This is a genomic window from Pseudomonas syringae group sp. J248-6 (assembly GCF_032586995.1).
GTDB lineage: Bacteria > Pseudomonadota > Gammaproteobacteria > Pseudomonadales > Pseudomonadaceae > Aquipseudomonas > Aquipseudomonas amygdali.
Genome location: NZ_JAWHOP010000015.1, coordinates 77,240 through 89,570 on the forward strand (window position 1 = coordinate 77,240; position 12,331 = coordinate 89,570).

7 protein-coding genes are annotated in these 12,331 nt (G+C 49.4%); 4 read left to right on the forward strand and 3 right to left on the reverse strand.

Translation table 11 applies throughout. The features are described 5' to 3' along the window. The first annotated feature begins 2 nt into the window (after positions 1–2). Positions 3–950, forward strand: a complete 948-nt coding sequence (locus RYC17_RS18955) for a ParA family protein (protein ID WP_032883886.1) — start codon at positions 3–5, stop codon at positions 948–950. Between the two features lie 9 nt (positions 951–959). After that, positions 960–1,448 (forward strand): hypothetical protein, encoded by a 489-nt coding sequence (locus RYC17_RS18960; protein WP_316904076.1) that lies wholly within the window; start codon positions 960–962, stop codon positions 1,446–1,448. A 129-nt stretch (positions 1,449–1,577) separates the two neighbouring features. Here the strand turns inward: RYC17_RS18960 and RYC17_RS18965 are convergent, their stop codons facing one another. Then, entirely contained in the window at positions 1,578–3,983 is a 2,406-nt protein-coding gene (locus RYC17_RS18965) for a S8 family peptidase (RefSeq protein ID WP_316904077.1), read from the reverse strand. Continuing rightward, positions 3,973–5,175, reverse strand: a complete 1,203-nt coding sequence (locus tag RYC17_RS18970) for an AAA family ATPase (protein ID WP_316904080.1) — start codon at positions 5,173–5,175, stop codon at positions 3,973–3,975. Before RYC17_RS18970 ends, RYC17_RS18965 begins: the two co-directional genes overlap by 11 nt. Positions 5,176–5,653: 478 nt before the next feature. On the opposite strand from RYC17_RS18970, the gene rdrA reads away from it, so the two are divergent. Together rdrA and rdrB are read left to right on the forward strand one after the other, a co-directional pair. Continuing rightward, the gene (rdrA, locus tag RYC17_RS18975; protein WP_316904082.1) at positions 5,654–8,269 is read left to right on the forward strand and encodes an antiviral RADAR system adenosine triphosphatase RdrA; all 2,616 of its coding nucleotides are present in this window, start codon (positions 5,654–5,656) and stop codon (positions 8,267–8,269) included. A 1-nt stretch (position 8,270) separates the two neighbouring features. Then, on the forward strand, positions 8,271–10,961 hold the full coding sequence (gene rdrB, locus RYC17_RS18980) for an antiviral RADAR system adenosine deaminase RdrB (protein WP_316904084.1): 2,691 nt from the start codon (positions 8,271–8,273) through the stop codon (positions 10,959–10,961). Positions 10,962–11,485: 524 nt separating this feature from the next. On the opposite strand, the gene msrA is transcribed toward rdrB, so the two are convergent. Then, positions 11,486–11,992, reverse strand: coding sequence for a peptide-methionine (S)-S-oxide reductase MsrA (gene msrA, locus RYC17_RS18985; protein ID WP_117140223.1), 507 nt, complete (start codon positions 11,990–11,992; stop codon positions 11,486–11,488). Between the last annotated feature and the right edge of the window lie 339 nt (positions 11,993–12,331).

Sequence of the window (12,331 nt, forward strand, 5' to 3'; positions counted from 1 at the left end):
ATATGCCTAAAGTCATCAGTATGATTAATTGGAAAGGTGGAGTTGGAAAGTCTACCTTGTCGTTACACTTAGGCGTCGGAGCTATGAAGTTCTCGAATCCAGAGTCGCGGGCTAGAGTACTTCTGGTAGACTTGGATCCGCAGTGCAACTTATCCTATCTCGCCTTAGGCGTATCAAAATATATCGATCACGTTTACGACAAGAAAAAACCCACTTTGAAGAATCTATTTGATTCCTATTTTAAAGGGGAGACTTTCGACACAACAAAAGCAATCATAAAAAAGCCGATTACTGCGAGCCCTGGAAAAATATGGGTAGACGTTGACCTTTTGCCTTCCCATCACGACTTAGTATTGGTAGATATGCGACTAGCTCGCGAAAAGAAAAGTGGAACTACTCACCAAGAAGAAACACGGTACGAGATAGACAAACTATCCATTATCCAAAACGCTTTAGATCAAGTCGCGGATCAATATGACTATATCATCCTAGACTGCCCACCAAATATAAATCTCGTAACACAAAATTCCTTCTTTGCCAGTGACTCATATGTAATCCCAGCCATACCAGACTTCCTCTCAACAGTCGGTATCTCGTTGATTCGAACTGAAATGGATCGCTTGAACAAAAACTTCAGCCAAATGATAGGATATTCAGGAATCGACGCAACTTATGCAGATGCCGAATTAAAAGGAATTATTTTCAATATGGTAGATGAGTACGGCGGCGGCCCCAAACAAACGCATGACACCACGATCAACTTGATGAAGACACAACATCCAAATTTAGTGTTCGAAAATTATGTAACTGATGGTGATGGCATATCTACCGCTGCCGATAATAATATGACCGTCTACAGCTATGACCACTTTCCCAAGGCTAAGGCAAACGGACAAAAACAAGCCGAAGCCCTGGAAAGGGTAACTGCCGAATTTATTTCGCGTGTCTAAGGAGGAAGCATGAAGGCTAACGAACTATCTAAAATGTTGCGCCAAACCGCTACCCTGCTTGACATGTACGATGACAAGGACATCCATCATATACTAAGTGACCTTACCAAACTTAAATCTCAAAATCTCGAAAAACGCACTGAAACGCCTAGGCGAAAAGCTCAAGTAGAGCAGTTAGATAAAGCAAAGCTGAATGAACTTTCTAATTGGTTAAGGCATGCGTCCCTAGAAGAAGTTCAAAACTCGATGGAGGTCGACAGTTTTTTTAAAAGCGGGGAGAACGTTCGTGCCTTAGCCAAGTTAATTGGTTTAAGCGTCAGTACGCGTCAGAGTAGAGATGCATTGATCCAAACATTACTTAGCCATTTAGATCGAACTCGCATGCATAGAACAATAAGCGAACGCGATCGAAGCATAGAGGAGCCTTCCCGCAGCGCAAACACTTCTGCCGAAGAAACTGAGCAATCTTCCGAGGGTGCCACAAGCAAATCTGGCTAATTCGAAAACAGCCTATCAGTACTGCCAAGGCATTCTTCACCAATGCCTTGGCAGGCCACCGCACCTACTTCTCTAACGGCCCTCCACTCTAAACTCAACTCGAGTTATATTTTAGAGAGCTTTCATGAATTACTTAGATCCAGGGCGTAGACGAGAGTTAACCGCCGTTCTTATATCAGAAAGTTCAACACCATCAGCCTGAAGCTGCTGCCGCATTTCGTTGAACACCTTCCCACTATTTCCAGGGTCACTAATAGTGATTATTGTTGAAAACGGAATTCCCTCAACAGGGAAGTCATAACCACTTCGACACAGCGACTCCAACACTAACCTCCACCGAGAGGACGTGCCAACGCCTCGAAATTTCTGCTCAAATCGTTTGACCGGCCACCATTTAACACCTTGCGCAATTCGCTCTTTTTCAATACTTTTATCTGCGTCATTCTTAAGCTTGTTTTTAAAAACCATTTCACCGGTTTTTTTATCTAAGGTCTCTTGACGCAACCAAGTATCAACGTTGACAAGAACAAATTCAGCCCCAAAATCACGATCAGTTGGCGGCCTATAGACTGTGGTTATTTTAACTTTCCCTGAGCAATTTCCATTTTTTACCAAACAGGCGGGCCACGAAAAATCAAAAGTCAACTCTTGCCGCTGATTCAAAACCCCGTTAAATACAAGCGTAATCTCACTGTCATCAATAACCAAGCTTGGCAATGCTGAAGCAGGAATTCCCGCCCCGACAAAGTCCTTTGCAATCTTACTAAGCTTTTTGTGGGTAAGCCATTTCGGAACAATTGAGTTATGAAGTAGAAGAGCTGCTAGTGTCTCTCTAGGGGTATACCCCTCTATTGAGTGGTCGAGCACTGCTAGCGTTTTCGCAACTAGAGGCGACGCAAAACTAGTACCACAGTTGCCTGCAATTCCACCCCTTGGAGTTAAAGAAAAAAGGCCGTGCCCGTTATCATAGCTGCCACCTATGTGTGCAACATCAGGCTTAGCGCCCAAAGATGGGCCTGGACCGCGACGCGAGTATCTGGACGGTTTTAACTCGCCTTTAATGCAAGCTGGGTCTAACGCACCAACCGTAATAGAGCGCACGCTATCTGCGGGTTGAAAAATCTTATCTCGGCCCTGAGAGCTATACTCAGCCAAGAACTTCAAGCAATTGTCCGGCCCATCAGGCCAATGGCCTCTAAGCGTTTCTCCATCCAGGTTTCCAGATGGTAAAACGAAAATAATATCATGCTGATCAGCTATCTGATCTAATATATTTGCAAACAAACTATACCGCCTATCTTCCACTGGAAGAGTGACAGAAAGGCTCATATTAAAAATTCGGACGCCTGCGGCTATAGCCGTGGAGAGCTCAGAGTCCAGCTGCTCCAAAAAGTCTAGAAACCCACGAGGGTAATAAAAATCGTAATTCGATGTAGGATGGAGCCCGAGGTCATAATATTTACAATCAATCTCGTCGAATTCCTGCCCATCATTTAAATGTTTACTACCAGAAACGAGCCCGGCAATAAATGTTCCATGCGAGTTATCCTGAAGGGATTCATCTATAAAGTCCACCTCACCTAGTCGCCAAGGTTCCAAACAATCTAGGCGACTGACACCTGTATCAATAATGCCCACCACTGGGTAGTTTGTTAACTCACCCACTTGTGGAAAACTACTCATTTCAACCTCATCCGTCCCCATTTTTGCCGACTGCAAGATAGGAGGCAGGAGTATAGCTCGAACAGCAGAATGTGAATCCATGTAACTTACAAGCTTTTGGTGTGCAGCCAAACTAGTATCCGACTTATCCTTCAGACGAATTACAAATAGTGCATTTGGTGTCCACTCAGCTCTCACCTGAGTAATTTCTATCGATAAACGTAAGGACAATAACCCGCTTTTAAAGTCATCAACGTTCCGGTTAGCTAAGGTGACAGCGCGAGCTAAAGAGGGCTTCTCTTTGGAGGCATCAGAAGCAAAACTCTCCACATAATAAGCACTCCCGGTTCGAGGATCAGATAACCACTTAGCCGCCTGCTCTATTGAGAATTTACGCCTATCCGCGTCATCATATATTCTAATTCTCTTGACAGCCCCGACTTCACTACGAAGCCTAGTAGGCTTCGCGATCATTTTATTTTTATCTTCGTCAAAAACCCAGTTGGTTTCGTCTTCTGCACTCAGAACCTTTTTCCGCAAAGCATCTAACTCGGATGAGTTAAGCTCAACTATCACAGTTCCGAGTTCATTACCACTCAGAGAACGTATTTTACTAAAGGGGAACATCACCCTGTTAGGTCTGTGAGATTTTGCCCATGCACTCTCTTGAAGCTCAACATGGGCATAGACCAAAGTTACCTGATTTGAAAACGGCATCAATGCCAAAATGGCACTAGCGAGTTCCGCCTTATGAGCAATGAAGGCTGCGTCCTTACCAGCGTAAAAATCGGTGTTACTCCCCCCTGGATTGACTTCAACATGCTGTACATAGTGCTGAGAGTTCAACACAATTTGAACCGGATTATTTGCCATTACGAACACCTCCCTGCGTTTTTTCTTTCCGAACCCAGCGGCTTATTGTTGACTGGGTTCGACTGAACAACTCAGCCAGTTTGTCCTGCGGCATAGTTATCTCAGCATCATGGGCTAACGCATACGCTAAGTCTTCCGACCGCCCTATTACTAAGTCTCTATTTTCGCTTTCCAACACCTGAGCACTTAATTGAACATACTTCCTGACAGATTCAATAAACTCATATTTGTCCGCCAGTATGGCAAATCTTCGCTTAACAAAATCCGATAGCTTTTCAATATCAGACCCGCTATATCCTTTTGAAACCCAGGCCAAGAACAATAGCTGGACAGCTGATATTTTCATGCCGCCAGAAAACTGAGACTTTAAAATCTGAACGCGTGCATCCCAATTAGGCTTAGGAACTTCTATCCTAATATCAAATCTACGCCATACGGCAGGATCAAGTAGCGACTCATGATTTGTAATAGCTACCGTAAACCCTATCGAGCTTCTTTCATCGAGGCACTGAAGCAATGTATTGACAACTCGCTTTAATTCTCCAAGCTCGTTTGGATCATCTCTAAGTTTCGCTACAGCATCAAACTCATCAAGAAGAAGTATGCATTTATAGCGATTAGCGAATGTAAAAAGGTTAGAAATATTTCTAGCCGTAGTTCCTAAAAATGAAGAGACCAAGCCATCAAGTCGTGCGACCACTAATGGATAGCCTAGTTCTTTAGCCATATGGTGAGCCAATAGAGTCTTGCCCGTCCCCGGGGCACCAAACATCATCAATGATAGCGCTGGCTTGACCCCTGCGACCTTCAGCCGGTCTATGTTCCGCCACTCATCTAAAAGACCATCGACGCTGCCTGAAAGCCCAGTATCAAATATCGGTACGACTGGTCGCACAAAATCCGGAAATATTATCTCGGCTAAGGGGGCACTTGTTTCCCTATCTACAGGAGCCTTGACGCTAGGAGTGAGTAACTCTCCCCCCATAGAGGCAAGCGATAACACAACTCGACTTGGTTGAATTTCGACACTTTTGCCTGGGGCCTGAAGCAGCTTCGCCAATCCTTGCGCCTGGGCTCCTTGGCCATCCTTCTCCAGCGCCTTCGCCAGCCTGCGCAAATGGTTCTCAATAGCAGGATTGGGAGTTTGCATAGCAGCACGGCAGACCGCCAAAACGATTGAAAAGTGTTCCATTACGCCTCCTACCCACAATATCGCCATAATATGCATGAATTTCGATTTTTATGCATCATTTAGGGTATTTTATCTTAATACTGTATGAATGAACAGTCATGTGGATAGGATAAGCGAATATCCCCGCTCGACGGCCTGCGAGTAGACGACGAGGCACCACCAGCAAGGCCAGGCTCGCTAACGGAGAGTTTTCGTAACGTAAACGGAGTGGAAAGAAGGAAGGATTACTACCACGCGGGATCACGGGCTGGGCGAAGGCGGGAAAACAGGGGCGAAGTAAGCCATGGGAGCCATCCTTGTGCCAGACAACGCTAGCCCTTTAGCGCGCAAAAGTAGTTACTACTGACCCTATTGATCTGTTGCGGGCAGCTTAGGGCAGCAGTAGCATGCCTGAATCCACCCGCCGCCCGTCCCCTGGGGACGACACGCGCCTTGATCACTTGATCCCGGCATTCGGCGCCTTACTAGGAATGTATTGGTGTTCAACGCACGAAGCGCAGATAAATCAATCATACGTCTCCCCATCGAGCAGAAGGAGCAGGCCGCTCAAAAGGATGCAAGCACACTGCTGGCACGCGAAATCTACCATGATCTCGCCACCCTGCTGGCAGAGAGCCTGAATAATCAGCCAGACAATGATGACGATGTCGACCTGTATCGTTCTCATAGCGCAATCCTGATTGATGGCAAGCGCGGTGCTGGCAAAAGCTCGGTGCTGGTCAATCTGAAGTTGTATCTCGAGCGTGAGCACCCAGAACTGGAAAATCAAGTCCATATCCTCAAACCGGTTGACCCAACCCTGCTCGAAGATACTGATGACCTGTTCTTGAACGTTATTGTTGCAGCGGTAATTCGCGACAAAGCTATTGCTCGTGCGCTCAGCTGTGCTGACCACAAAGCAGAAGCGTTCCATCATCAGCTACAGGTATTGGGCAACACGCTGGAAAACCTGCAGTCGCAGAGGGATAAGTACGGCCTAGACAAATTGCGGGCGTTCATGGGCAGCCATGACCTGATGCAGCAAGTTCATATCCTGTTCAAGAAAGCGTTGGATCTAGTCGATAAGAAGTTGCTGGTATTGCCAATCGATGATGTCGACACTTCGATGAACCGGGCTTTCGAAAATCTGGAAGTGGTTCGGCGTTACCTTACCTCTCCTTTTGCGCAACCTATAATCAGTGGCGATCTGTCGCTTTACCACGAAGTAACTTGGCGTGATTTTCATTCGAAGATTACTAAAGATAGTAGCGCCAACTCGGAGGTTGCGGTTATTAAAGCTAAGGAGCTGGCAACAGAGTACCAGCGTAAGGTAATGCCACTGCAACTACGGCGAAAAATGCCTTCTACCAGCAGCTACATAAAGCGCAAAGACATTGTGCTTTGCAACGGCGAGGCAGACTACTTTTCACTCCACACATTCTGGCGTTGGATTGACGCATTGCTGAATGACCGGACCAATTGCGTAGAAGGGCATCGGTTGTGGATTTCAGTCGATACGGTTCGCGAGCTGACCCAACTCATATTTTCTTTAAAACATCAGATTCCCAAGCTCCACGAGTTCCTCGTCAGCCTCAAGTCGGGCGCATTGAGTGAGCATACCCTACAGCGTCTGATATTCATGCCCGCCGGTGCAGCATTCCGTATAGAGCAATTCTCCGATGACTACCAAAAGGCGCAAAATTTGCTTGGGAAAAGTCAACGAGAGACCGCACGCAATCGAGCCTATACGGATTTCCTAAACCCACGACAAGACGTGGAGGCACAGCACCTGGCCTATTGGCATGCGATGATTCTTGACTGCAAGGGCGTATTATTAAGCCATCTACGCCATGAATACAGAAGAACCGCCGAATACTTGGTCTTGGCCGCTGACCTGCATTTTGCGCGACTGATAAAAAATCCCAGCTTAAAACTAGCTGATTTGTTCGACACCACGTTGTTTAAGCCCCGACTTGTGTCTAAAGAAACTGCCGAATCCTTTCCTGTGAGCAAACAACAGATTGATGGTAGCGAGCTATATGAAAGAGCACCCTACAATTTGGTAAAGGATCTACCATTTAACGAAGACTTTCCTTATACGCTGCCAGAAGTCGGCTTCGCTACCAAGACTAGAAACTCTCTTGCCTTTACAGAAGACACTCAACTGCTCATTGATCTCATGCTCCATCGAAGCTTTTACAACGAAAATAAAAAAGCCAGTTTGATATATTGCGGAAGATTGTTTGAACTGGTCATAGCTAGCTTGGTCAGGGATCTAGATCCGCGGGACATATCTCATATAGTGGCTCGACCTCCGTTCTATTCCCTGCCAGCTATCGCTGGCACGGAGGACAGTGAGCTGGAAACAGCACCGACAGAAACCGATGTTGAAACCGATTATGACTCTGCAATTGCCGACCTGACCATACGAATAAATGAATGGCGACGCAACGAGCATATTGACCAGCAGTTACTATCTAGCTGGCTGGTATTTAACGTAATGAATCGCTATTTCAAACAAGCTTGGTACTTCAATAAACCGTTAAAGGTTAACCAGAGCTCGGCCAAAGAAGATCACTCATACCTTATCGATGTTTCCAGACGTGCCTATCGCAGTCTTTGGAGTGCGTTCGCAATGCTCGAAAAAGGCGAGATTTTTGGCATGCCATATGTTATCGCTAATGTAAACGTCGGTGAGGGCGAAAGTTTTGAGAACAGTGACCTTTACCGGCAGAATATATCGCCCTTTATGCATCGCTCCGGCAATCGCTCATTCGGACGAGAAACTCACTCCTACACTCACGCTTTAGCATCGCACCCGCTGAGGGTCCTTATTGAAACCGTTCATCAGCAAGTCAGTGAGATGTCCAGCAAAAAATTGCACACTTCCAACGCGCCTTTCTATGCGAGTGAAGGACGCAAAGTGACCGCAATTATCAAGAAGCACTTCAACGTCAAAGGGCGAATTGATGATGAGATCGAAAGCATAATCGTTACTAAAAAAGATCTATCTGAAATAATTGAGGAAGGCCTGAAGAACGACCTCACGAAGGAAACATTACTCAAGAGCAAACACTTCTCCTTCCTCATGAAGCGCGTGACTGAGGATAATTGAGATGCTTGAGCAATCCCTGCTTGAGCTAACTGTTGCGAGCCTGCTTTCAAGCCAGGCCTTGGTCGACCAACTGTGTGAAGATCTGCTATCACCTCAAGCCCCCGAGCGGCTCGGCGAATTCGACAAGCGCCACAAAGTTTATCTGCAACACTTGGCGAACGAAATCGACCAGCGCCACCATGGCCGCTTTCGCTTGAACGACTTGGCCAGCGCGGCGGCGCATGCGTTGCCACCAACGCTGTTGCGAACCCCGGACATTAAGCCTCTGGATGCCCTATTCGAAGATCTGTTCCTGTGCAATGGGGACTACATCCACTATCGTCCGGAGCGTCTGCGGGACTATGCCAGTCTGTGCGCGAAACTGGACCCCAGCGCAGTAGTAGCGTGGCATCTGGCAAAGCAGTTCAAAAAATCTGCTGGGCTTAATGCTGGCGATATCTGTCGCATTGTGCAGGCCCAGCAACCTTTGTTCAGCCCCCCTCCAATTAGCAACAAACCATTTGCTGAAGGTCATGTCCATCTGGGCGGTATTCATTTCGACGGCATCATCCTGATGAACCAGCTAGCCAATGAACCAGGTATGGAAGACTTCGCCCCACTACATCGGCTCACGCACGCCTTACTCAGTGAATGGCCTTCCCGAGGAACCGTTGGCAAATCCCAGCAGGTACACATCCTGAGCCTCTGCCGTCGTGCCCTTGGCAACCAACACATGACAAACCCCGTGACAATACTCGACTGGTCCAGCCTGGCCCATCTGCAGGTTTGTGAAGACGATATACGCAAACCAAACTGGCTCAAGCGCCAGATTGCCCTCGCGGTTACCCTCGGAGACCTGGACAAGGCATGGCTCTGGCTATTGATATGGCTCTGGACTCAGTACCAGTCTGACGTCGCCCCGCCCACGTTGCGGATGAGCATCTTCTTTCTGATATCGGCATTGATGACCAAGCGTCGTCAACTGATCATGGACGGCCAAGGCCTCTCGCGGTTCTCCGGTATATACGGGAAATTTGCCTCGGCGTCGGGCTCGAAATCTCACACGCCGAAACAACGTAGCTCCTTTGCACAAGGCAGCGTGCGAAAACTATTTCAAGGTGCCGACGACGTCGCCGAAATCAAGATCAGCGAGCAAGTGTTTAACCCCGAGAGTATTCGTGGCTGGGCCCTGGCAATCAATCGCCATCACGGCCTGAATAGTGTGCCGTTTCTGAAACAGGTAAGTCCGAAACAAGCCGTCCGCGTCAAGGCCCAGATGGAGCGCTGGCATTTCTGCGTGCATTTCCTGCGCCGCACCGAACACCTGAAAAATCGCAGTCAACTTTGGCTCGAGGGTGAAAACCTTTTTCAGAAACTCAGTCAACAGACTGGCTGGTCTGATCCCACGTTCCTAGCTGGGTATCTAAGCCCGGATTTTTACTTCGAACCGGATGCCTGGGTTCGTGGCCTCGATGTTGCGGGTGACGAAAACAAGACCCGCAATGAGATCTATGCCCCCATGCTGCGCTGGCTTCGTTCGGGCTTGCAGCCCAACGTGCGCAAAGCTGGCGCGCACAGTGGCTTTCATTTAAGCATCCATACCGGCGAAGACTATGCCCACCCGTTATCGGGTATGCGCCATATCGATGAAACTGTCCGCTTCTGCGAAATGCGCCACGGTGATCGCATCGGCCACGCCTTGGCATTGGGTGTATCCCCGCGTACTTGGTGCGAAAACCAGGGCGACATGCTGTTGCCGGTCGATGAGCACCTGGACAACCTGGTATGGCTCTGGCACAACGCGACACTACTGGCGCCGCGCCTACCACTGGCCAACAAGGTCTTGCCACGCCTGGAGCGTCGCATTGCGCAGTTCGCAGCCCAGGTTCCGTGGGTCGGGACAAACTACCTGAATGCGTTCTACCCCAACACACACAAGAAAACTCCAACCACCACCTCAGCGGCCCGCTTTATAAGCCCGCACACCTTGCACGACGGCTGGAGGTTAAGGCGCAACTGCTTCCATATGTTGGAAGGATACCGCAGCAACCGCATGAAAGATGCAAAGGTACTTGCCGCAGTTCCGGATCTGACGCTGCTTTCGGCTATTGATTTCGACAAGCTCAATGGTAGCCATGCCGACCCCACCCCTGAGCTGCTCTACTGGCGTCGCTCGACACACATCAAGCATGGCAGCGGCAAGCCAATGACAGTACGGGTCAGTGTGCGCCCTCATGCGACAATCGACTATCTGTTACCTCATCATGACGCCCATCTGCAACTGCTGCATGACTACGAAACCGAAGACGACCTTGAACTGATGGAGGCCCTTCAGGACTGGCTGATCGACGAGTATGACCAGCGCGGTGTGATATTCGAGACCAACCCCAGCTCCAACGTGTATATCGCGCGAATACGCCGCTACGAGGACCACCCTATTTTTCGCTGGAACCCGCCTGACGAAAGCGTGCTGGAACAGGGCGCACGGTACAATCGGTTCGGGCTGCGTCGGGGACCGATACGGGTAACTGTGAACACCGACGATCCTGGCGTAATTCCGACCACCTTACGAACCGAGTACGCCCTGTTGCTGGAAGCCGCCCGTGCGCAGGGGGTTTCGCGCACGTGCGCCGAGGAATGGCTGGAGCGGCTTAGGGTGTATGCCAACGATCAGTTCCACCGCACACACCAGCCGGTATTCCAGGACCGCTAGCGGGCAAACACGGCGATGTCTAGCGCTGTAATACCCATCGGTGCAGGTTTGAGTACACCTAGACTAACCCGACTATCGGCCGGAAACACCCTAGCCCTGCGCCACCTCACAACCAAGTCCCACCAGCAATTCCCTGTGCTAGAAAGTCTCCACCCCATAGGGATCACCTGCCGTCCAAAAGTCCGCACTAGGGTGATCACCGTACGGGGCAGAACCTCGGTGCAGATTCAGTACAATCACAGTACAGTCCTCAGCTTGAGAAAATTTCTCAAAATTACGTTCAACACCTGTAAAGACGGGGCCTCCAGCTATGCCGACCTACGTTCATCTGCGCACGATTTCTCTAGGCATACCCGGTCGCCCAGCAACTCATAATCCTTTGGTCCACGGTTCGAGTCCGTGTGGGCCCACCACCTTTGAAAGCCGCGCATTGCGCGGCTTTTGTGTTTCTGGGTGATATCTCTCAGATACAGTTCAGCCTTTGCGCTCTCCCCTATCCCAGCCTTTCCCGGTGAGATTCAGGTTCAAGCCCGCTTGGGCAACTTCCAGTTCGGCCGGATGAAGTGGCAGGTATACCCGTTCGGTATCCGCTCCAGATAATCCTGATGCTCCGGCTCCGCTTCCCAGAACTCGCTGGCGGGCTCGATTTGTGTGACCACACGCCCCGGCCACAGCTTGGAGGCGTCCACGTCAGCCGCAGTATCTTCGGCAATATCCCTTTGCTGTTCGCTCAGGTAGTAAATCGCCGAACGATAGCTCGGACCAAGATCATTGCCCTGCCGGTTAGGCGTGCTCGGGTCATGGATCTGGAAAAAGAACTCAAGAATCTGCCGGTAGCTGATCACCGCCGGGTCAAACACGATCTCAATCGCTTCGGCATGGTTGCCGTGGTTGCGGTAGGTGGCGTTCGGTACTTCGCCACCGGTGTAGCCGACTCGCGTATGCAGCACGCCGGGGTAGCGTCGCAACAAATCTTGCATGCCCCAGAAGCAGCCGCCGGCAAGGATGGCGGTTTCGGTTGAGTTGGTCATAGTCTGTCCTTGCGGTTCATGGAGACAGGGATAGTTATGGGGTGATGTCGGGCAATACCAAGCCGGATGAAGTAAAAAACCGGATCGTGTTGCGGAACGAGTACACGTCCTACAGAAGCCTCGGTGCCTTGCTCCGTTGCCTACAGTTGGGTCAGAATCCGCTGGCTTGAGCGCTTGAGTCAGCGTTTCCAAGATGGCTCGATCGCTGACAACTCAGTGATCGGGTTTAGTTGACCCACTACAAACCTGCCAACCAAACAACTATAAGCCCACTCCCCCCACAGCATTCTCCCCAGTCATCGACCCTCTCAATCACCCGATCAAAACATCCGATTAGCC

What these genes read in the sequence shown, in the direction of transcription:
- RYC17_RS18955 (WP_032883886.1), top strand. Translation starts at nt 3, where the DNA reads ATGCCTAAAGTCATCAGTATGATTAATTGGAAAGGTGGAGTTGGAAAG.
- RYC17_RS18960 (WP_316904076.1), top strand. Translation starts at nt 960, where the DNA reads ATGAAGGCTAACGAACTATCTAAAATGTTGCGCCAAACCGCTACCCTG.
- RYC17_RS18965 (WP_316904077.1), bottom strand. Translation starts at nt 3,983, where the DNA reads ATGGCAAATAATCCGGTTCAAATTGTGTTGAACTCTCAGCACTATGTA.
- RYC17_RS18970 (WP_316904080.1), bottom strand. Translation starts at nt 5,175, where the DNA reads ATGGAACACTTTTCAATCGTTTTGGCGGTCTGCCGTGCTGCTATGCAA.
- rdrB (WP_316904084.1), top strand. Translation starts at nt 8,271, where the DNA reads ATGCTTGAGCAATCCCTGCTTGAGCTAACTGTTGCGAGCCTGCTTTCA.
- msrA (WP_117140223.1), bottom strand. Translation starts at nt 11,992, where the DNA reads ATGACCAACTCAACCGAAACCGCCATCCTTGCCGGCGGCTGCTTCTGG.